This window comes from Synechococcus lacustris Maggiore-St4-Slac (assembly GCF_024345595.1).
Taxonomy (GTDB): Bacteria; Cyanobacteriota; Cyanobacteriia; order PCC-6307; family Cyanobiaceae; genus Synechococcus_D; species Synechococcus_D lacustris.
This window is the reverse complement of record NZ_JAGQBK010000018.1, coordinates 1-19,562: the sequence shown is the minus strand read 5'-3', so window position 1 is coordinate 19,562 and position 19,562 is coordinate 1. Positions and strand designations below refer to the sequence as shown.

The following is a 19,562-nucleotide window of genomic DNA, read 5'->3' as shown; positions in this document are numbered from 1 at the left end:
AGTTCAGTTCCCTCAGCTTGGTGTTCTCGGCTTCAGCTGTTCGGTATCGTTCCTGAATTGCTCGATCTCTTTCCTCCGCTGCATCATGCGCTGCTCGTGATCGGGATCCCGTCGCCAGTTGAGCATCGATAAAAATAAACGCCAGTGAGGCAGCGACGAACCAAACGCCCCATTGTTGGTTGATTCTGATTTGGAAAGCCCTGGCGGTCGAGGTTGAAAGCTGGCCTGCGCAACTTTTCTAATTTTTGGCGTAGAGCTCCTCCCCTGAGGATGTTCCGGCGGGTAATGATTGCCAGAATCAAAAGTTGCCACTAATCAAGCAAACGCTAGCGAGAGGTTTAGTGCATTTGTACGATTGCTCCTGATGTTGCTGTTTCTGTCCCTGTGTATGGGTCAAAATGCAAATCACTAGTTGAGATCACCCTGGCCGATGTAAATCCTGCCGTGAGCTTGCATGTGATCGGCACAGATGCGGGTGGGGTGTTGAATTTGCCCCAATCCCTGCAGTTTTTGATTAAGCAGGCCGCATTGGTGGCAGCCCCCAGCCGCTTGGCCTATGCCCCAAGAAGCGGGCAGCAATTAATTTCCACTGATCACCCTGCGGCGGCCATTGAAGCAATTGCCGCTGCTTTGGCAACCTCTAAGCCAACGGTGCTTCTTGCCAGTGGTGATCCGCTTTGGTTTGGCATTGGTCGCCTGCTGCTGCAGCGGTTTGAACCCGCCCAGCTTTGTTTCCATCCAGCCCCCAGTTCGATGCAACTGGCCTTTGCCGGCATCGCTCGCCCTTGGCAAGATGCCAGTTGGATAAGCCTCCATGGCCGCGAACCGGAGGCTTTGGCAGCCGAATTACAAAAGCGTCCAGCTGCCTTGATAGTTCTCACCGATCCCAACCGGGGCGGCGCCGAAAGTGTGCGTTTGATCCTGCGGGCTTCCGGCTTGGAGGCCGCCTATGGCTTTTGGTTGTGTGAACAACTAGGCCATCCGCAGCAACGGCTGCAACGCCTAGCCCCCGATGAGCCATTGCCCGATCCGCTTGATCCGCTCCATTTGGTGCTGTTGCTGGCCGAGCCGCCTGCTGACATTGAGGCCGCCGGCCTGCCCCTGTTTGGCCTCGAGGATGGCTTATTTCTGCAGCAGGCCGATCGCCCCGGCTTGATGACCAAGCGTGAGGTGCGGATTCAACTGCTAGCTGATTTGCAATTGCCGGCCCAGGGAGTGCTTTGGGATATCGGCGCTGGCGTGGGCAGCGTTGGCCTTGAGGCCCTGCGGCTGCGGCCGGCGCTGCAGCTTTGGGCCCTGGAATGCAGGGGTGGCGGCGCTGCATTGATAGAAGCCAATGCCCGCCGTTTGGGGGTTCAACCCGCTGGGGTGTTGGAAGCTAGTGCCCCTGAAGCCCTGGCCCAGCTGCCTGATCCCGATCGGGTGTTGATCGGTGGTGGTGGCCGCCAGCGGGCTGAAATCCTGGCGGCGGTGCTCACCCGCCTGCGGCCAGCAGGTGTGGTGCTGTTGCCCCTTGCCACCCTCGAGGCCCTTGCTGAATTGAGGCCCCTATTAGTTCAATCCGGCTGCCAAATATCAATCACACAACATCAAGCCTGGCGTGGGGCACCGCTTGCTGATGGCACCCGGTTGGCGCCGCTCAATCCAGTTTTGGTATTGCGGGGCTACCTGCCTTGATGCCTAGGGCAGCTGCGCGACCAGCTTGTAATTCAATCACTTCATCAACCGGTTCAACCGGAATAATTTGAGGACAAGGTAATTTCAAGCATGGTGATTGATTTGCTTTTACTTCAACAACTTTGCCGTTTCTGATAAATACTAAATCCAATGGCACGCATTTATACATATTAAAAGCCACCACCCGGGGCTCCGCAAAACGGAACCACATACCCCTCCAGGGGCCGAGGGCTGGGCGATTGCTTAGGCCGAGCACATATTGCTCATATGTTTTGGGTATTTCTAAATCGATGCAACCTTGGGCCATGCACCAGCGCGCTTCCGTTGGCAGGTATTGGGCTTGAGTTGCATTAATTGGTTTTGCGCTAATGCAAGAAAGGCATAAACTTGCTGAAAATAGTGTTGCTAATTGCCTCTGCTTGTTTGTCATGATGGTTTTTTAGGAATCGTTGCTGCGTAGGCAGTAGCCGTGGCCCCGAACCGTGTGGATGAGGCGCTTTTCACCATCGGCTTCCAATTTGCGCCGCAGGTAGCGCACATACACCTCAATTATATTAGCTTCACTTGTTTCAGTTAGGCCCCACACCTGCTCCAAAATCGTTTTTCGGCTTACGCATACCCCTGGCTGCTCAATTAATATCAGCAGCAATGCATATTCCCTTGCCGTTAGGCCAAGGTCGCGGTTACCACGCCAGGCGCGCCTTTCTTTTTGATCTAAGCGCAGGTTCCCGAGGCTTAGCTGGTGTGGATTGAGTGCTGCAATTGATTTGGGAGTTTGTTGGTGCAGCTGGATCTGATGGCGCAGCCGTTGCAAGAGGTCGCTGGGTGGTGCATCAGCTAACCAATAATCATCGGCGCCCCATTCAAGGCAAAGGCTGCGGGCGGCAAGATCATTGTGGCTTGCTTCTAGCAGCAGGGCTGGTGCATTTTCCTCGCCGTAGTAGTTGCGCAACTGCACGCAAATAGCGCAGGCATCTTTAGATATCAACACCGCCGCTAATTGCACACCAGCGAGCAATTTGGGCACTTCCGCCTGCTTGCAACTGATGCTGCTGTAGCCAGATGCTTCCAGGCGATCTTTTAGTTGTTGCGCTGCTGCGCCAACCAATAGAAGTGCTGCCGGTTGATCCACGTTTAATCCGGCAGTGCTGGTTTTGCCACATGGGGTAAACCCCAGCCCAACTTTTCACCTAGCACCCTGAAAAATTCATGGTCTTGCAGGCGAATAAAGCGGGCTGGTTCATCACTGCGGCGAATTAAAACACGGTCTTCTGGCCACACATAACAACCGGCGCTGCCATCTACCACCATCATCAAACGCTCTGGAGTAGCAGGAAAAACCGTAACCGGTTCGCTATCACTAAAAACCAGAGCCCTTGAAGCAAGGGAATGGGGGGCAATTGGCGTGAGTTGCAGCACGGGGCAATCGGGGGTGATCACCGGCCCGCCAGCGCTTAGGGCATAGGCGGTGGAGCCGGTGGGGGTTGAAAGGATCACCCCGTCAGCTGAGATATCAACGGGGGCATGGCGACCGATGGCAATTTCGAAATGGCACATGCTTGTTAAAGGTTCCCGGTGCAGGGCCATTTCATTGAGGCAAAGCACCTCCCAACGCCGCTGGTCGCCCCGCAACACACTCACCACCACCATGCTGCGCTCTTCAACACTCCAGCGGCCAGCAATTATTTGCTCAAGGGCACCATCGAGATGCTCCAGGTAGGTTTCAGCCAAAAAACCCATGTGGCCAGTGTTGATCGTGAGCATCGGCACCGCCACAGGGGCGGTTTGGCGGGCAGCCGATAACACCGTGCCATCGCCACCTAAAACAATGGCCAGCGACATCTCACGGTTAAATCCAGCTGGCACACAGGCGGCATAGCCCAGCATGCGCAGGTGTTGGTCGGGGTTGGCAAAACCCACCATTCCACCGGCACTACTTACCCGCACCACATCCCAGCCGGCTGCTTTAAGCCGCGCTTCGATGCGATCGGCGGTGCAAACGGCTAGGTCTTTACCGTCGTTAACGATCAGTCCAGCGCAGGACATTTCAGAACTGCTCTAAAAAGCGCAGATCACTAGTAAACAGCCTGCGGATGTCGTCTATGCCATGGCGCACCATGCAAAAGCGCTCCACACCAAGGCCAGCAGCAAAGCCACTCCAGCGTTCTGGATCTAGGCCAAGCCCCTCCAGCACTGCCGGATCCACCATGCCGCAACCCATTACCTCCAACCATCGGCCCCGCCACTGCACATCCACCTCCGCACTTGGTTCGGTGAAAGGGAAATAACTAGCGCGAAAGCGCACGGGCAGATCACCAAAAAATGCTTTTAGGAAATGGGTAACGGTGCCGCGCAGATGGCTGAAATCCAAACCCTCATCGATGGCTAACACCTCCACTTGGTGAAAAACCGGCGAGTGGGTGGCATCCACGGCATCACGCCTATACACACGACCTGGGGCGATCACCCGCACCGGTGGTGGATTTGCCTCCAGGTGACGAATTTGTACCGGTGAGGTGTGGGTGCGCAAAAGCCGATCACCGGGGAGGTAAAAGGTGTCTTGCATATCCCTTGCCGGATGGTTTGGGGGGATATTGAGGGCGGAAAAGTTGTAGTGGTCGGTTTCGATATCAGGGCCTGAAACCAAGCGGTAACCAAGGCCGCAAAAGATATCAACGATCGCATCTGTGGTGCTCACCAGCGGATGCCTATGGCCCGATGGCACGTAACTAGGGGGGAGGGTTACATCAAGGGTTTCACTTGCAATGCGGCTGGCCATCGCCTGCTGGCGCAAATTCTGCAAGCGTTCCTGCAGCAAGTCCTGCAGCTGTTCCTTCAGCACATTTGCCCTTTGGCCCACCAGGGGGCGTTGCTCGCCAGGCAATCTGCCCATGGCCGCCAGCACCCCTGAAAGCCTGCCCTTTTTGCCGAGCAGATCAATCCGCAGTTGCTCTAAGGCCGCCCCATCGGCGGCAGCTTCGATGGCAGCCGCTGCTTCTGCCTCTAGAGCACATAGCTGGGCGGTTATGTCCTCTAAATTGAGGCCGGTTACCACGGTTTTAAAGCAGAGCTTATAACTGTATGCGCATCCTGATCAGTAACGACGACGGCGTTTTTGCCGAAGGCATCCAAGCATTGGCAAAGGAAGCAGCCCGCCGTGGCCATCAGGTTTCAGTGGTTTGCCCCGACCAAGAACGCTCCGCCACCGGCCATGGCCTCACTTTGCAAAGCCCCATTCGGGCTGAACGGGCGGATGGTTTATTTGGCTCTGGCATTGAGGCCTGGGCCTGCAGTGGCACCCCCTCCGATTGCGTGAAATTAGGGCTGGGCAAACTTTTAGCGGAACCACCGGATTTAGTGCTCAGTGGCATCAACCACGGCCCCAACCTTGGTTCTGATGTGATGTATTCCGGCACCGTTGCAGCTGCCATGGAAGGCACCCTGGAGGGGCTGCCGGCCATGGCGATCAGCAGTGCCTGTTTCGACTGGCGTCAATTTGATGGAGCAGCCGAGAAAGCATTGGAAATAGCTGAAGAAGCACTGGCTGCAGGCTGGCCCGAGGGGTTATTGCTCAATTTGAATGTGCCTGCTGTTCCTGCTGAACGCATCGGCGCCATGCGTTGGTGCCGGCCTGGCGTGCGCCGCTACATCGATCAATTCGACCAACGTCTGGATCCAAGGGGTCGCACCTACTACTGGTTAGCCGGTGAAGTGCTTAATGATGTGGATGCAGCCGGGGCAGGGCCAAGGGAATGGCCAACGGATGTGGCCCAGGTGCAGGCCGGCGGCATGGCCCTAACGCCGTTGCAACCGGAATTTTTCTGGCGCGGTGATCTACCACCTATCGCCTTTGGATGCGTTGCAGTAGCCAAAGGCTGATCCAAAGGCCAATTAAATGGCCAGTGAGGGCTTGGGTATTTGCCATCACCGAAAACATTTCTAGGGAGGTGATGGCGTTATTGCCAAGCCCGCCACTGCCGGCAAAACCCGGTTGTTGGATTGAGGCTTGAAATGTGAGGCTGCCAGCTAGGGCTTGATAACCAATTGCCGCCAGGGTTACACCCGCCAGGCTTGCCAACAGATGGCGTTTTACCTGGGCGGTGGTTTCAGCTTTGGATGGCCTTGCGGTGGTGCCACCAGCTAGGGCGCGGCTGAGCCGGATTAAACCCCAGTCTTGCCAGATGCTGTAGGCCATTACCAACAGGGCGAGCGTTGTTAGCGATAGGCCAGGCCCTAAGCCAATGGCCCGATCGCGATTGCGAATTAGATCGCTGCCGATGCTGTTGAAGGCAAGAACGCCAGCACACACAACGGCCATTGCTAGCTGGCTCCAGAAGGCAACCCAGCCCATGGCCCGAAAGGCGGCTGCCATGCGCTGGAGATCGAGGCGGTCGGCCATGGGGTTTTCCCCAAGTTGCCATGGGAGGATAGATCTGGCACGGCCTGTGGCCTTGATTTTTTTACGCTCCCCCCAGGACGTCGATACCCCAACGGCCCTTGCCCTAGGCAGTTTTGATGGCGTCCATGCCGGCCACCGCCGTGTGATGGCAGCCGTTGTGGAAGCGGCGCGGCAAAGGCCCCAGCTGCTGCCAACGGTGCTTACTTTTTGGCCCCATCCCCGCGAGGTGCTTGCCGGTGAACGCAGGCTGCGGCTTGATCTGCCAGAGGAAAAGCTGAGCTGCCTAGAGGAATTAGGAATTAAACAATTGGTTTTAGTGCCATTTAATCGCGCCCTAGCTGCTTTAACCCCCGAGCAATTTGTGCAACAGGTGTTGCTGGATCAATTAAAGGCAGGGGCAATTGCCATCGGTGAAAATTTCCGTTTTGGCGTTAAACGCAGCGGTGGCCCTGAGGATTTGGTGCGCCTCGCCGCTGCCGCTGGTGTAACCGTGGAGGTGCTGCCGATGCTGGCCGACCATGGCCTGCGCGTTAGCAGTAGCCGCATTCGCCAGGCATTAGCTGAGGCTGATCTAAAGGAAGCGGTGCGTTTATTGCAGCGGCCCTATCGCTTTCAGGGTTTGGTGGTGCGCGGCAGGGGCCTTGGCCGCGGCTTGGGTTGGCCCACTGCAAATCTGCAGGTAGACGGCCGCAAGTGCTTACCAAAAGAGGGTGTTTATGCCGCTTGGGTGCAACGAAGTGATGGTAAAAACCTTGCTGCAGTAATGAATCTGGGGCGTCAACCCACCATCGACCCCCAGGCGCCTTCCGCCGTTGAGGTGCACCTTTTGGGGGTTGATCTGCAATTGGAAGGCGAAACGCTCACAGTGGAACCAAGGCAGTGGCTGCGGGGCCAATGCACATTTGCTTCATTGGCGGAATTAAGCGCCCAGATCGCAAAGGATGCAGCAGCAGCTGCTGAGTTTTTAGCTTCCGATTGCTGATCTAGGCGCTTGGGTAGGCATGGGTGAGTCCCCAGGCGATGAAGGCAGCGATGCCGCCCAGTAGCACCGCACCCCAGATCAACACCGTGGTGGGGTTATCGGAACTGCTGTATTGGGGGAGAGTTTTAGGTTCTTCTGCCACCACAAAGGTGCGGGGGATATTTCAGGCTAAACAGGGAACAGCGCGTTGGCTCTAATTGTTGTGACATCCCCTTGCGTTGATCCAGCGGTGTTGCGCCTACTGGATGCAAATCTCGACCGCGCCCGGGAGGGTTTGCGGGTGGCGGAAGATTGGGCCCGCTTTGGCTTAAACCGCCGCGACCTGGTGGCAGCCCTTAAGGATTTACGCCAGCAACTGGGTAGTTGCCATTTGCCCAGCTACCGCCAAGCGCGCCACACAGCTAGCGACAGCGCAGCTGGTTTAGGCCATCCAGCCCAGGCGCAACGTTTGGATTCCCAAGCGGTGGTGGCCGCTAATTGCGCAAGGGCCCAGGAGGCCCTGAGGGTGCTGGAGGAATTTGGCAGGGCCAGCAACCCTGGCCTGGCTGCTGTGGCAGAGGCCTGCCGCTACCGTTTATACGATTTAGAAACCCAGCTTCTAGCTGATCAAAGCCGTGTGGAACGGCTGGCGGCGGCCAGGTTGTATTTGATTACTGCAGAGGTGCCCCATTTGCTTGAGGTGGTGGAGCAAGCGCTTAAGGCTGGGGTGAAACTGGTGCAACATCGCAGTAAAAGCACAAACGACCTGCAGCGCTACCAGGAGGCCCTTGCCCTGCGGCAGCTATGCAACCGCTATGGAGCTCTTTTTATTGTTAACGACCGGCTAGACATTGCCCTTGCGGTGGATGCCGATGGCGTGCACCTCGGCCAAACAGATCTGCCGCCAGCGATGGCGCGGCGTTTGCTGGGCCCCGATCGTTTGATTGGCCAAAGCAGCCATTGCCTTGAGGATTTGCAAAGGGCCCAAGCTGCTGGTTGCAACTACGTGGGTGTGGGACCCATCTATGCCACCCCCACTAAGCCTGGAAGGCAGCCTGTGGGTTTTGATTACTTGCGAATTGCGGCTGCAAATGCCCAAGTGCCGTTTTTTTGCATCGGTGGCCTTGATGCAAGCAATTTGCAGCCAGTGTTAGCTGAAGCTGGCGCTGCTGCTGGTTTTGCCGTGGTGCGCGCGGTGATGGAAGCGGCCGATCCAGCTGCAGCAACTAAAGAATTACTGGAGCTCATAGCTAATGACTGAATGCCAAATTTGGCTTAATGGTGAGCAAAGCAGTTGCCCCGTTGGTTTAAAACTGCCTGAATTGCTGCAATGGCTTGGCTATAAACCGCAACTGGTGGTGGTGGAATACAACGAGGAATTATTAATAAGGTCTTGCTGGGCTGATCAGCTAATCAAAGCTGGCGATCGTTTGGAGGTGGTAACGATCGTTGGAGGTGGGTAGATTCCGTAACAACGAACCCGCTCAGCTTTCCTAGTATTTGGCTAGTTATGGCGCCCTAGGTGTTGCTCACTTTTTTAACCAACCGCTTTTCAAACCGCCGGATCATGCGTTTCTTTTCGCTTTCATTAATGCCAGTTATTGCTGCTGGTTTGCTTTTTTTAGGTAACCCCCAGCCAGCTGATGCTGCCAGTGGTGGCCGCATCGGTGGCGGCAGCTTCCGTTCCTCTAGCCCTTCATTTCGCAGTGGCGGCGGCTATGGCGGTGGTGGTGGCTACCGGGGTGGTTATGGCGGTGGCTACGGAGGTGGTTTTGGTGGCGGTGGTATTGGTTTTCCATTCATCGTGCCGTTTTTAGGTTTTGGTGGCGGCGGCCTATTTGGCTTTTTGATCCTGATGGCAATTGTTGGGGTGGTTGTTAATGGCTTGAGGGGTGCCATTGGCGGCGGCGTCAACCCTGGGTTACCAGCTGAACGGGAAATTGTGGATGGCCCCGTAGCGGTGGCCCAGCTGCAACTTGGCCTGCTCGCCAGTGCCCGCTCATTGCAACAGGATTTGCGTCGCTATGCGCGCACCGCAGATACCAGCAATAGCGCTGGCCTGCAACAGGTATTGCAGGATGCAACCCTTGCTTTGTTGCGCCATCCCGACCAATGGGTATATGCAAATGTTGAATTGGGTCAAGTGCCTTTTAATACGGCAGAGGCCACATTTAATCGCCTTTCAATGCAGGAACGCAGCAAATTAAGTAGTGAAGTAACAAGTAACTTTGCTGGTCGCCGCCGCGATGAAAATGAAGCAAGCATCGTTAAAGCTGGTGATGCTGATGCTTCCAATGATTACATCGCCATAACAATATTGGTGGCTAGCCGCCGACGTATGACGATTAAATCTGTAGATACAGCCGAGCAGTTACGCGATGCCTTGGGGGTGCTAGGAGCAGTGCCAGCCAGCGATCTATTGGCCCTAGAAGTGATCTGGCAGCCGGATGCGGAAGGCGATGTATTAAGCGCTGATGAGTTGATTACCGCCTATCCACAACTGAAGCACCTTTGATAATTGTGAGCCAGGATATTGCGTATAAAAAATCAAATAAAATTACGCCGTGGGCTGTAACTGAGGCTAAAATTGCTCAAGTGCTCGAACGCTTATTGCTAGATGGTAGCTCTGCGAAAATAATAATATTTGGTTCTGCGGTGAGGGGAGAGCTTCAGTTTGCGAATGATTTGGATTTGATGGTTATAGAGAAGAATATATCAAACCGCTATCAGGAAATTATTCGCTTGCGAAAACTATTAAGTGATGTGCTGATACCGATTGATTTGGTTGTAACTACTGAGGAAAGTTTTTCGGAAAGATCTCTAATACCTGGAACAATTGAATACCAAGCAGCCTTGCAAGGCAGAGTGTTATATGAAGCCAGCTGAACAAGCTAATCTTTTGCTGCGTAAGGCTTTGCAGGATCAAGCTATTTTGGTGCTTTTAGTTGATGATAAAACTATTTCTGATGATGCCGTTGGCTTTCATGCTCAGCAGGCTGCGGAAAAATTATTAAAAGCATTGCTTGCTTTTCATCAGCAGGATTACCCCCGCAGTCATGATTTAAATGTGCTTATTGCTTTACTTGCTAGAATTGGAATCTGTTTGCCATCAGGGCTAAACTTATTGGCCGATCTTTCCCCATTAGCTACAATTTATCGCTATGAAGATTTGCCAAGCGATTCGGAATTGCCTCGGAGAGAATGGCTCGCTTGGATCGCAATGCTGCGCGAATTAGTTGAAACTGAAATTGCATCTAATTAATTTTGCTAAGCACCTTTGATAATTCGTAAAGCTGCCATTGCTGCCCCATAACCATTATCGATATTCACAACAGCAAGCCCCGGCGCGCAACTTGCCAGCATTCCATGCAGTGCTGCCGTTCCACCGGCGCTTACTCCATAACCCACGCTCACTGGCACGGCAATGACCGGCTGGGGCAGTAAACCCGCAACCACGGTTGGGAGAGCACCTTCCATGCCAGCGCACACAATCAAAACCTGATACTTATGAAGTTCGGGTAATTGATGCATGAGCCGATGCAAGCCAGCCACGCCCACATCGGCAATTAAATCAGAATAAATACCATGGCAGGCCAAAGCAAGTTGCGCTTCAGAGGCAACGCCGATATCACTGCTGCCACCGGTGAGGATCGCCACATCACCAAAGCCATCAATGCCGGTTTCAGGCAACTTGCCAAGGCTTAAACAGCGCGCCTGAGGATAATATTTAATATTTGGTATTTTAAGTGCAATTTCAGTGGCTTTGCTTTGATTAATTCTAGTGGCAAGCATTAATTCACCCGCAGCCTGCATCTCAATGGCAATGGCAATTATCTGTTCTGCTGTTTTATGTTCTCCCCACACTGCCTCTATCATGCCAAGCCGATTACGGCGATCTAAATCTAAACGATGCAATATTTCACTCTGATCATCTTTCATGATTTTTGCCAAATCTGTTCAACAAGGGCAGGGGTTTGCCAGAGGCTTTGATTTTTTTTGGCTTGGCTAATTTCTGCTTCAAGGGCCTCCTGCTGGCTTTGTGTCCAAACACCATCAGCAATTAGCTGGGACGGGTAGCTAGTAAGAAAATCCTCTAGCCATTGGGCTTTTGCCTGGCCGTTAGTTGTGCAGGCAAGCAGGCTGCAACTGCTTACTAGTTCAAAACCCTGCTGCTGCAAAAGCGCTGGAAGCCTGCTAGCCACATTTGGATCACCACCATGGGATTGCCAATGCTGAATGCAACAGTTCACAAATTCAGCTAGAGCTGCGCCATGGGGATGCAATGAAAAGGTATCCCAGCGAATGTATTCATGAATAACTAATTTGGCGCCGCGCTTTAGGGAGCTTTTGATTAATGCCAATAGGGGATCTAGATCAGTAAGAAACATGCACAACCATCGGCACCAGGCACCATCCCAGTTTTGATTACCAATCAGCGTAGGTGTGGATGCTGTTAAATCATGCAGTTCAGCTTTTAACTGTGGAAGCTGTAATTCAGCGGCCTGTTTATTTAAATGTGTGATGTAGTTAGCGGCTTGATCGATGCCTAGCACCTGCCCTGTTAACCCCACCAGTTCGGCTAAATCAAAGCTGGCAAAGCCTGGGCCGCAACCAAGATCCAAAAGGTGATCACCGCTTTTAAAACCAGCTTTATCCCAAGCAGCCATGGCCTCTGCTTGCCAGATTTGATGTTGACGGCCAAGCCGTTCTAGTTCTTCGCTGTGGGTGCCGAGCACATAGGTCATGGTATTGGTTGCAAAGATCCAGTGCGTTGTAGGGGTAGGGGTTTTGAGGCACCACTACCTAAGCAACGTTGCAAAACCCCATCAAATCGTTGCTCAGTTTTTTTAATACTGTCAGCTGGAATTGCATCCCATTCAGATTGGCTCAACCAACCAATTAAAACCACGGCCTGTTGGCGATCGCGATCCCAAAGTAATTCCCTGCCTTGGTAACCGCTCTGTTGCTCAAGCCATGGTTCCCATACCTTTTCCTCTGCCATGCGCCAACAGTTGGTTTGGTCTTTTGTTACCGGCATTTGTAAAACCTCCACCACCCCCGCATTGGGATCAAGTTCCCGCAGGGCCATAGCTGGGCTTGTTGTTATCAAAAGGCAAGCAAAAAAGCCCAAAAGGATCAGGCAATTATCCGCCAGTATTTTTAACAAGGCACTAATTTTCATAGGCGCACCAGTAGGGCAACCGCATGGCAAGAAATACCTTCTTCCCTACCTTCAGGGCCTAGTTTTTCATTTGTAGTTGCTTTAACACCCACCTGATCGGCACTAAGGCAAAGCTGGTTGGCAATGGCGGCGGCCATCGCTTCAATGTGCGGCTTTAGTTTGGGCCTTTCGGCAATGATCACAGCATCAATATTGCCTACCTGCCATCCTTTAGCTGTTACTAATAAATGCACCTGTTTTAGTAATTCAAGGCTATTAGCGCCTTTCCATTTGGGATCATCAGGGGGAAAGTATTTACCGATATCGCCCAAGCTCAAGGCGCCAAGAAGGGCATCCATGATTGCATGCACCAGCACATCAGCATCACTGTGGCCATCGAGTCCTAAGCCGGCGGGATGCTCTAGTAACTGGCCACCAATGATCAATGGCCTACCTGCAACTAGGCGGTGAATGTCGTAGCCATTGCCGATCCGGATATTCATGGTTGATGGTGAATAGAAAGATCTTTGGGGGTGCTTTTTCTCCAAATGCAATGGCCAACTCTATTAATATGGTTTAATAAATTTTGATCTAATTGATGCATGATTACAAGATCTACGCGCCAGGGCGATAGTAGATCACCCACTGCACTTAATATTAGCAAGCGGTTGTTGTGGTTAAGGTTTTTGCCTTCTAAGCATAGATCAATATCGGAACCTGGCTTGTAGCTAACCATTGCCCTTGAGCTAAATAGATCGCGCAGCGAATTCCAAGCTAATTCAAAAGTGTATTCAAATGCCTTGATTAGCCCTTGCTGATCACGCCCATTGAGCTCCGGCGGCTCAAAAGAAGTTTCCAGCTGCGATAAGGCAAGCTGAAAATTGCTAAAGCGTTGTTGCCAGCGTATATCTTCTGTCATCGCTTAGACCTAATCATTGCTGCGCCTGCCATTTAGCCCACAGGTCGGGCCTGCGCTCGCGGGTGCGTTGCTGCTGCTGGGCGCTGCGCCAGCGGGAGATGGCAGCGTGGTCGCCGCTGCGCAATACCGCTGGAACACTAAGCCCTTGAAATTCAGCCGGACGCGTGTAATGGGGATGTTCCAATAAACCAGCGCTATGGCTTTCATCAATTAAACATTCGGCGCTTCCAACGGTGCCGGGTAGCAAACGAACCACGCCATTAATAATCGTCATCGCTGGTAGCTCGCCTCCAGTGAGCACAAAATCACCAAGGGAGATCTCCTCATCGGCAAGGCTGCGGATGCGTTCATCAAAGCCCTCATAGTGGCCGCAAATCAAGATCAGTTGCTGATATTCCCCGGCCCACCTTTGCAGGTCGGCCTGGCATAGCGGTTTGCCTTGGGGTGTCATTAATAGGCTGCGCCCTGCTGGCCCCTTGGGAATAGCGCCGTAGGCAGCAAAAACGGGTTCCGGCTTTAAAACCATCCCAACACCTCCGCCATAGGGTTCATCGTCTACTTTGTGGTAGCGATCTAGGGCATAATCACGGGGATTATGGCAGTGAAGTTCGGCAATACCATTGCTAAAGGCGCGGCCAATTACTCCTAATTGCCGCAATGGTGCAAATGCCTCCGGCACCAGGCTCAACACATCAATGCGCATTTGCTTATCTGTTGGGATCATTTCAAGCCACAGATCGGCTAACCCGGCGGATTTCCGAGCAAAACTGTGCTGCTATTAATTGATCACCATGCCAAATCAACACATTGCGCAGGCGCAGATTTGGCTTACTAAACCAGATCGTTTCCTCTAATCGTTGTGCGCCAATCTGCTGGCTTAATTCCAGTTGGCCAGCGCGCAGCTTCCAGGAAGCATGATCACCTGTTGCGGTTTTGAGCTTGCCATCGCTAAAAAATTGCAGTTTTTGGGGAGGTTCCCCCTTGGTTAGGAACTGCAATGTTCCTAACTGATCTGGCTCAGTGCTGGCGAGCCAGATCCATTGCAGATCAGCCCTTTCACTTTGTTGCCAATCCTCATCACCGCCAGCCGGCACATATTTGGAACGCAAACACATCCATTCACCTGCGCAGAGGGCTAGTAGCTCTGCAGCAGAGCCCGGCTGGAATTCAGTGGCGGCAGCGATCACGGCAGGGTAGGTGCTATGCCCATCCTGCCGGATCGATAGAACAGACTGCAGTGCCCTATTTGAGCTTGAAGTTAAAGCTCAATACGTTGTCATCAAAGTCTTGGTCGAAACCACCGGCTACATCTTCAAGGCCAATAACACCAGATCCAAGCATGCGGAAGTGGTTCATGCCATCGCTATTTGCTCCTTTAAAGGAGAAGAAGGTTTCTCCCGTTTGAGCAACAGTTGCATATGGTGCAAGCATCCCAGCATCACTGAATTCGGCCAATGTGTCTGTGCGGGTGGCACCATTAGAAATCGAAAGGTTGCCAAATCCAGTGAATAGATTGCTAGCGCTTAAAGCCGCTGCTTTATAACCAGCTGAGCCGGGCGTTATCAAGGTATTGGTGATTGGATCCAATACAGCTCCATCATTTCTTTGAATGCGATAGAAACCAATTGATGAGTCGTAGCTTGCTTCCCTTGCAAGGGAAACACTACCTGTGATTATGCTGCCAGTTAAGGCAGAGAAATCAAGGATTGGATTTTCACCCATTTTATTGGAGATCAGATCACCCAGGGACGCAACCACGGAATCAGGCTGAAGGCTAAGAGCAAGGGTGTTACCTCCCTTGCTTGCTGTTGCAGTGGTATCCGTTTGTTTAGTTACATCGAGAATTTGGAAATTAGACCCAAAACTATCAATTGTTGATCCCTTGGCCATTAAGGCTTCGAGGGTTGTATCTACAATTTCAAAAAATACAAGCTTTTGGCCGTTTATAAGTGTGATATTGTTTTCCAGTTTCATTGCAGATACGTTAGGGGCATTGCTGCTCTCTAAGTTGGCCATCAAAATGGTGCCTCGATCACGTATTAAATCATAGGTAAGGGTATTTGCTTCCGAGGAGTTAAGTGCCACATAACCAACTTGGTTAACCGAGTTTGCCCTTGAGCTAATGCTTGCTTTAACAATTATGGCAGCTGGAGATGTGCTATCTGTGGGATCGCCCACTGAGAGGCTATTTGAAGTTGCTGTAAATATGGCAGCGATAGAAACAACACCTGGAGTGGAAGGGTCAACTATAGTTCCATTTTTTACACCATCTTTATCACCATAGCCACCGTCTACAAATTCTAGATTTGCTGTGTCGGCAGTTCCATTGCCATCGAGGTCGTAAAAACGAGCACCAGCTTTCTTTATTGGGTCGTAGGTAAAGGCAGTTGCTAATGGAGCTGAACCATCAGTGGGGGTGTCGTAAACAAAATAAGCAAGGCGTTTACCTGTAGTTGATAATCCATCGAGCATTGGTGTTAGGTCAACTGATACATCAGCTGTTTTATCAGTACTGGATTGATCAATCCTAAGCGAGAAATTTAAGCCGGTTTTGCCAATATCTAATTTGGGATTTTTATTGGTAAATGATGGTGAAGCCGCTAGGCGGTTAAATGAGGCATCACCCTCAAGTGATCCAGATTTTGGTGTGAATTTAGCTGTTATTGGATTGCCACCGGTTGATGGTGTGTAGCTGAGGTTTGTTTTTGCAATTGCAGATTCAAGCTTAAGAATCTGCCCACCGGCCACGAGGTTTTGATCGGTGATAGCACCGCCTTTAACGCCGTGGGTTTGAACGTTTGCAAAGAAGTCGGTTCCGGGTGCGTGGTTGTAGAGGGCGGATACATCGATGATGCCTGATGATTCCCAGCCATAGCCCAAGTAGCCGCTGTCTTTGGTGTCTAGTGCTTGGCCGCCGGCACCATCGGGATCGATGGAATCATCGATTTGTGCCCAGCGGATGGCTTTACCGGTGGTGGGATCGAGCTTCCAGATGGAGCCCTTTTCCGTGCCGTATTTGGAATCGCTTGCAGTTGAATAAACAGCCTTATCTTCCTGGGCGTAGATGAAACCGTCTTTAGAGAAGGCGATGTTATCTGGGCTGCGCAGGCCAGCGCTGCCGTTGCCTGCATCATCACCGTCGTAAACGATTTTTAGTTTGCTTGCGGCTGGAACGGCGCCGTTGAATGTTACATCAAGGGTGTAAACGGTGCCGAGTAGGTCGACGCCGCCATCAAATGTTTCATTGCCTGTGGCAACAAAAGCAACTTGTTTGAAATTATTTGGGTTGTAATCTAGATCTTCAATTCGAGCAGCAAGGAAGGCATTTTTGCTGTCGGCATCTTTACGCAGTAGATCTGCAGATTTGTAACCTTGGGCGTCGTAACCGGTGGTGCCGGCCTTGGCGGCATCCTTTGTGGCGATTTCCACCCAGTTGCCGTCTGCAGAGGTGCCAAATCCTTTGAATTCACTGGGTCGGTTTAGGGCAGCACCTGAGGTAGCAACCCAGGCATAAAGCTTGCCGCCAGTGAGGCCGTTGCGTTGTAGGAAGGTGGCGTTAGCTGCAGTGCTCTTGGTGCCCACATACATATAGATGGGAGCACCAAGGGTTGCGGATGCGTAGTCATCACCAAGGATGAGAGCTACTTGGTTTGTGTTGCCGGTGTCTACGGCGGTGGCACCTTCCCATGAACCAAAACCGAGATCAGGCAAAGCGTGTAGTGCATTATTTGCCACATCCAGGGCATACATAGCACCACCGAGTGAGTTGTTGGCAGAGCTGCTTTCTTCTCCTAGTAGTTCAATGCGATCAGCAAAGCCCTTGCCGGTGCCAAAGGGATTGGCCTCGATCAGGTTTGCAGCGCAGAAGCGATCAAAGCCATTTTTGGTATTTGCATCACCTGATATCTGACTAGCAGTTGTAACAAGAGCGCCGCTGCGATCATAAACTTTGTCGTAGGCAAGGCCAGCACCAATAACTTGATTAGAAGCTTTATCTATATCAAGGTAGTGAATACGAGCACCGGTTAAAGGGGTGTTATTAGCGAGTTTATATTCATAGCCAGCGGTTTTAACGATTTCTGATTGGAAGAGCAAGCGAATTGTATTTGCATCTTTCAAGTAGGCGCCCATGCCATCAGGGGTGCCGGTGGGGATATAGGTGCCAAAAGCTTCTCCTATTGTGAATACCTCAGAAATCTTTAACCCAGGAACTTTGGATTTCAATAAAGGTGTATTTACCCCAATTAATTCTTTGAGCTTAGATGTGGAATTGGTAATTAAAGTATCGCGTTCCCAAATAGGTTGCTTTGTAATAGGATCTATACCTTTAATAAATTCAAAGCCAGCAGTTATTTGAGTTTTGCTCATGTTTAGATCAAGGAATCCTCGATCTTGTAAATTTGCGTAGGTTAGATCATTCACATAGGCTTCAAATATGCTGTCTAAACCTGTTACACCTGGGAAATATTTTTCGAAGCCAGGGGAAGAAATACCTGGAGTTGCCAGCTCAATTCCAGCGAAGGTTCCGGGAACGATTGGAACCTTTGGCGTAGCCATAATTGATAACTGACCCATCTCCACCTGTTCAATTGGGTCGTCTACTTTTTTATGGATTTGATCAGTGGAGAGGAAATAACTAAATTTAGTGGTGTCATAACCGGCAACGCCTGTTAGGAATGAAGTGATATCAACAATACCGGAAGATTCTTCATCGATAGTTACATTGCCCGTGCCTGAAACGGTGCCTGTGAATAGCGCTGGATCATGTTGAGCTAGCTCAGTTAGCTTATCTGTTGAAACATTATATGCCCAGATTTTAGCTAGGCGAGCATTAGTACCTGGATCTTCTTGTAAAAGAATATTACCGTCGTTGGCAACAGTGAGGTTGTCTAAACTCATATGACCTTCACTTCCATCTAGAAGAACCTTTATTTTGCCGCCTGCCTCTGGATTGCTTGCATCACTAAATTCAAGGGCCCAGAGCCTGCTATTTGTGGTGCTGGAAGCCGTTGTTACGAAGTAGAAGGTTTTACCATCAAGACTCCAAGCACCATCTTCTGGGCGCAGGAAGTTTGTTACAAATTTATTTTTGCTATCTGTATTTAACTCAGCGCCAGTTTTTGCTTTCACATCGCCTAGATCAACCAGGCTGAAGTCACCAATGCCATTGGTGAGAGCAAGACCGGTTTCAGCTGCAGTTGTTGCAACTTCTTGGGCGAGAGCGGCGGCGGCTCCAACCTTTACGCCAAATAGCTTTCCACCGGCTAGGCCCGCTTTCTCAACAGCATTGCCGGTAGCTGCTTTGCTTCCGATATAAACGTATACCTGGCCATCTGTGCTGGTGTCGTCTAATCCAACAGCAATTGTTTTGGCTTGCTCTTTGGGATTAGCAACAACATTTTCAAAGGAAAGATTACCAAGGGAGGGCAGTTCATAAACGCGGCCAGCTTCTGCACCCGTAACGATGTGTGCAAAGGCTCTGCCTTCTGCGCCGCTTTCTTCTCCTGTTAAGAAAATGCGGCCGTCGTAGCCGGCAGTGGCTGTTTTAAATGCTGTTGCTGCAGCAAGATCAGCTGAGCAAAAACGGCTAAACGCGTAGGTGGTGCCGCTTGTCCAGCCGGTGCCAGTGCTGTTTGCAAGGTAGAGATCGTTTGCCGATTTAAGGAAATCAGCGCCGGAAATTACGGCCAAGGTGGCCTTATCGATTGTTAGATCTGAAACGTAGGCACCTGTAGATCCGTGGGCACGAGCAACACCGGCAGTGCTAGCGAGCTCATGGCTTACAAGAACCCTAAGAGTGGAGCCATTGTCAATTACGCCAATGCCATCTGGTATGCCATTGAAACGATATTTGTTATTGGTATTTTCACCAGAGGTGATGATTTCCTTGAAGGCGGCACGATTTTCTGTACCCACCAGGAAGCTACCTGTGGGGAAGGCTTGTTGGGCAATATCAGCATTACCCATGAAATCAAGTATGCCAGCCCATGCGTTATGAGTATCACCGGCAAGATTTACAAGGTTCTTGCCAAGTTGTAGTGCTGCCTTGAAAATTTCTTCCCTCTCAACACCATAACCATCCCATGCATCAAGATTGTATGGGATTTTGCCAGCTTCATTAAATAGTGCTTGTTCTTCTGCCGTGAGTGTTTGGCCTAGAGCTAATTTTTGCAATGGTGCGGCGTACTTCGCTAATACTTTAGGATCGCCGGCATTTAAAAGTAATTCGGCTGGAATTGCCATATTTTGCATTAATGTTCCCGAACCAAGAACCTGCCAAGTTGCAGTGGATGTACTTATCTCATTTTTCAGCCAAGCAAGTTGTTCGCTACCAAGAAGTTCTCGGTTGCCATTGTAGGCTTGATTTACAATATCTGCTACGAGTTCATTTGTAACAGCGGGAGCAAGTGCAGCACCAAATCGTGCGGCATCAGCTTGGCTTGTT

Annotated in this window: 23 protein-coding genes; 8 read left to right on the top strand and 15 right to left on the bottom strand. The window is 51.5% G+C overall.

Annotated elements, in window-relative coordinates:
• Positions 1 to 12: 12 nt before the first annotated feature.
• Entirely contained in the window at positions 13 to 312 is a 300-nt protein-coding gene (locus KBY68_RS10535; protein WP_255097139.1) for a hypothetical protein, read from the bottom strand.
• Positions 313 to 423: 111 nt separating this feature from the next.
• Between KBY68_RS10535 and cbiE the strand changes: the two genes are divergently transcribed.
• The gene (gene cbiE, locus KBY68_RS10530) at positions 424 to 1,677 is read left to right on the top strand and encodes a precorrin-6y C5,15-methyltransferase (decarboxylating) subunit CbiE (RefSeq protein ID WP_390634991.1); all 1,254 of its coding nucleotides are present in this window, start codon (positions 424 to 426) and stop codon (positions 1,675 to 1,677) included.
• Here cbiE and KBY68_RS10525 read toward each other — a convergent pair.
• Genes KBY68_RS10525 through pheS form a run of 4 tightly spaced genes read right to left on the bottom strand, consistent with a single transcriptional unit; the run spans position 1,640 to position 4,732 of the window.
• A complete protein-coding gene (locus KBY68_RS10525; RefSeq protein WP_255097138.1) occupies positions 1,640 to 2,107 on the bottom strand; it encodes a DUF192 domain-containing protein in 468 nt (155 codons plus the stop codon). The genes cbiE and KBY68_RS10525 overlap by 38 nt on opposite strands.
• Positions 2,108 to 2,116: 9 nt before the next feature.
• Entirely contained in the window at positions 2,117 to 2,809 is a 693-nt protein-coding gene (locus tag KBY68_RS12330) for a response regulator transcription factor (RefSeq protein WP_255097137.1), read from the bottom strand.
• A 2-nt stretch (positions 2,810 to 2,811) separates the two neighbouring features.
• Positions 2,812 to 3,723 (bottom strand): NAD(+) kinase, encoded by a 912-nt coding sequence (locus tag KBY68_RS10515; protein WP_106499633.1) that lies wholly within the window; start codon positions 3,721 to 3,723, stop codon positions 2,812 to 2,814.
• 1 nt (position 3,724) lies between these two features.
• Positions 3,725 to 4,732, bottom strand: coding sequence for a phenylalanine--tRNA ligase subunit alpha (gene pheS / locus KBY68_RS10510; protein WP_255097135.1), 1,008 nt, complete (start codon positions 4,730 to 4,732; stop codon positions 3,725 to 3,727).
• Between the two features lie 26 nt (positions 4,733 to 4,758).
• Here pheS and surE point away from each other — a divergent pair, with 26 nt between their 5' ends.
• Positions 4,759 to 5,556 (top strand): 5'/3'-nucleotidase SurE, encoded by a 798-nt coding sequence (gene surE, locus KBY68_RS10505; RefSeq protein ID WP_255097134.1) that lies wholly within the window; start codon positions 4,759 to 4,761, stop codon positions 5,554 to 5,556.
• On the opposite strand, the gene KBY68_RS10500 is transcribed toward surE, so the two are convergent.
• Positions 5,519 to 6,076 carry a DUF3611 family protein gene (locus KBY68_RS10500; RefSeq protein ID WP_255097133.1) on the bottom strand — a complete coding sequence of 186 codons (558 nt, stop codon included), beginning with the start codon at positions 6,074 to 6,076 and terminating at the stop codon, positions 5,519 to 5,521. The genes surE and KBY68_RS10500 overlap by 38 nt on opposite strands.
• Between KBY68_RS10500 and KBY68_RS10495 the strand changes: the two genes are divergently transcribed.
• Entirely contained in the window at positions 6,075 to 7,058 is a 984-nt protein-coding gene (locus KBY68_RS10495; RefSeq protein WP_255097131.1) for a bifunctional riboflavin kinase/FAD synthetase, read from the top strand. The genes KBY68_RS10500 and KBY68_RS10495 overlap by 2 nt on opposite strands.
• Before the next feature lies 1 nt (position 7,059).
• On the opposite strand, the gene KBY68_RS10490 is transcribed toward KBY68_RS10495, so the two are convergent.
• Positions 7,060 to 7,200, bottom strand: a complete 141-nt coding sequence (locus KBY68_RS10490) for a hypothetical protein (protein ID WP_162842889.1) — start codon at positions 7,198 to 7,200, stop codon at positions 7,060 to 7,062.
• Positions 7,201 to 7,260: 60 nt separating this feature from the next.
• Here KBY68_RS10490 and KBY68_RS10485 point away from each other — a divergent pair, with 60 nt between their 5' ends.
• The 5 genes from KBY68_RS10485 (at position 7,261) to KBY68_RS10465 (ending at position 10,299) form a co-directional block, all read left to right on the top strand.
• Positions 7,261 to 8,298, top strand: a complete 1,038-nt coding sequence (locus tag KBY68_RS10485; protein ID WP_390634990.1) for a thiamine phosphate synthase — start codon at positions 7,261 to 7,263, stop codon at positions 8,296 to 8,298.
• Entirely contained in the window at positions 8,291 to 8,500 is a 210-nt protein-coding gene (thiS, locus tag KBY68_RS10480; RefSeq protein ID WP_106499628.1) for a sulfur carrier protein ThiS, read from the top strand. Before KBY68_RS10485 ends, thiS begins: the two co-directional genes overlap by 8 nt.
• A 104-nt stretch (positions 8,501 to 8,604) precedes the next feature.
• Complete coding sequence (locus KBY68_RS10475) at positions 8,605 to 9,552, top strand: DUF1517 domain-containing protein (RefSeq protein WP_106499639.1); 948 nt, start codon at positions 8,605 to 8,607, stop codon at positions 9,550 to 9,552.
• Between the two features lie 5 nt (positions 9,553 to 9,557).
• Positions 9,558 to 9,923, top strand: coding sequence for a nucleotidyltransferase domain-containing protein (locus KBY68_RS10470; RefSeq protein WP_255097130.1), 366 nt, complete (start codon positions 9,558 to 9,560; stop codon positions 9,921 to 9,923).
• Entirely contained in the window at positions 9,910 to 10,299 is a 390-nt protein-coding gene (locus KBY68_RS10465) for a HEPN domain-containing protein (protein ID WP_255097128.1), read from the top strand. Before KBY68_RS10470 ends, KBY68_RS10465 begins: the two co-directional genes overlap by 14 nt.
• Positions 10,300 to 10,304: 5 nt before the next feature.
• On the opposite strand, the gene larB is transcribed toward KBY68_RS10465, so the two are convergent.
• Genes larB through KBY68_RS10425 form a run of 8 tightly spaced genes read right to left on the bottom strand, consistent with a single transcriptional unit; the run spans position 10,305 to position 19,489 of the window.
• On the bottom strand, positions 10,305 to 10,976 hold the full coding sequence (gene larB / locus KBY68_RS10460) for a nickel pincer cofactor biosynthesis protein LarB (protein WP_255097127.1): 672 nt from the start codon (positions 10,974 to 10,976) through the stop codon (positions 10,305 to 10,307).
• Complete coding sequence (locus KBY68_RS10455; RefSeq protein ID WP_255097125.1) at positions 10,973 to 11,782, bottom strand: methyltransferase domain-containing protein; 810 nt, start codon at positions 11,780 to 11,782, stop codon at positions 10,973 to 10,975. The genes larB and KBY68_RS10455 overlap by 4 nt, the downstream gene beginning before the upstream one ends.
• Positions 11,779 to 12,219, bottom strand: a complete 441-nt coding sequence (locus KBY68_RS10450; RefSeq protein WP_255097124.1) for a TIGR03792 family protein — start codon at positions 12,217 to 12,219, stop codon at positions 11,779 to 11,781. Before KBY68_RS10450 ends, KBY68_RS10455 begins: the two co-directional genes overlap by 4 nt.
• The gene (ispF, locus tag KBY68_RS10445) at positions 12,216 to 12,701 is read right to left on the bottom strand and encodes a 2-C-methyl-D-erythritol 2,4-cyclodiphosphate synthase (RefSeq protein ID WP_255097123.1); all 486 of its coding nucleotides are present in this window, start codon (positions 12,699 to 12,701) and stop codon (positions 12,216 to 12,218) included. Before ispF ends, KBY68_RS10450 begins: the two co-directional genes overlap by 4 nt.
• Positions 12,698 to 13,117, bottom strand: coding sequence for a nucleotidyltransferase substrate binding protein (locus KBY68_RS10440; RefSeq protein WP_255097122.1), 420 nt, complete (start codon positions 13,115 to 13,117; stop codon positions 12,698 to 12,700). The genes ispF and KBY68_RS10440 overlap by 4 nt, the downstream gene beginning before the upstream one ends.
• Before the next feature lie 13 nt (positions 13,118 to 13,130).
• Positions 13,131 to 13,820: a tRNA (guanosine(37)-N1)-methyltransferase TrmD gene (gene trmD, locus KBY68_RS10435; protein ID WP_315855663.1), complete on the bottom strand. Its 690-nt coding sequence runs from the start codon at positions 13,818 to 13,820 to the stop codon at positions 13,131 to 13,133.
• A 22-nt stretch (positions 13,821 to 13,842) separates the two neighbouring features.
• On the bottom strand, positions 13,843 to 14,304 hold the full coding sequence (locus tag KBY68_RS10430) for a phycobiliprotein lyase (RefSeq protein ID WP_255097120.1): 462 nt from the start codon (positions 14,302 to 14,304) through the stop codon (positions 13,843 to 13,845).
• A 55-nt stretch (positions 14,305 to 14,359) separates the two neighbouring features.
• A complete protein-coding gene (locus KBY68_RS10425) occupies positions 14,360 to 19,489 on the bottom strand; it encodes an alkaline phosphatase D family protein (protein WP_255097153.1) in 5,130 nt (1,709 codons plus the stop codon).
• Positions 19,490 to 19,562 lie beyond the last annotated feature (73 nt).

Excerpts from the sequence above, each read along its gene's own strand:
- KBY68_RS10525 (WP_255097138.1), bottom strand. The coding sequence starts at position 2,107 with ATGACAAACAAGCAGAGGCAATTAGCAACACTATTTTCAGCAAGTTTA.
- KBY68_RS10515 (WP_106499633.1), bottom strand. The coding sequence starts at position 3,723 with ATGTCCTGCGCTGGACTGATCGTTAACGACGGTAAAGACCTAGCCGTT.
- surE (WP_255097134.1), top strand. The coding sequence starts at position 4,759 with ATGCGCATCCTGATCAGTAACGACGACGGCGTTTTTGCCGAAGGCATC.
- KBY68_RS10495 (WP_255097131.1), top strand. The coding sequence starts at position 6,075 with ATGGGGTTTTCCCCAAGTTGCCATGGGAGGATAGATCTGGCACGGCCT.
- KBY68_RS10500 (WP_255097133.1), bottom strand. The coding sequence starts at position 6,076 with ATGGCCGACCGCCTCGATCTCCAGCGCATGGCAGCCGCCTTTCGGGCC.
- thiS (WP_106499628.1), top strand. The coding sequence starts at position 8,291 with ATGACTGAATGCCAAATTTGGCTTAATGGTGAGCAAAGCAGTTGCCCC.
- KBY68_RS10475 (WP_106499639.1), top strand. The coding sequence starts at position 8,605 with ATGCGTTTCTTTTCGCTTTCATTAATGCCAGTTATTGCTGCTGGTTTG.
- KBY68_RS10465 (WP_255097128.1), top strand. The coding sequence starts at position 9,910 with ATGAAGCCAGCTGAACAAGCTAATCTTTTGCTGCGTAAGGCTTTGCAG.
- larB (WP_255097127.1), bottom strand. The coding sequence starts at position 10,976 with ATGAAAGATGATCAGAGTGAAATATTGCATCGTTTAGATTTAGATCGC.
- KBY68_RS10455 (WP_255097125.1), bottom strand. The coding sequence starts at position 11,782 with ATGACCTATGTGCTCGGCACCCACAGCGAAGAACTAGAACGGCTTGGC.
- KBY68_RS10450 (WP_255097124.1), bottom strand. The coding sequence starts at position 12,219 with ATGAAAATTAGTGCCTTGTTAAAAATACTGGCGGATAATTGCCTGATC.
- ispF (WP_255097123.1), bottom strand. The coding sequence starts at position 12,701 with ATGAATATCCGGATCGGCAATGGCTACGACATTCACCGCCTAGTTGCA.
- KBY68_RS10440 (WP_255097122.1), bottom strand. The coding sequence starts at position 13,117 with ATGACAGAAGATATACGCTGGCAACAACGCTTTAGCAATTTTCAGCTT.
- trmD (WP_315855663.1), bottom strand. The coding sequence starts at position 13,820 with ATGCGCATTGATGTGTTGAGCCTGGTGCCGGAGGCATTTGCACCATTG.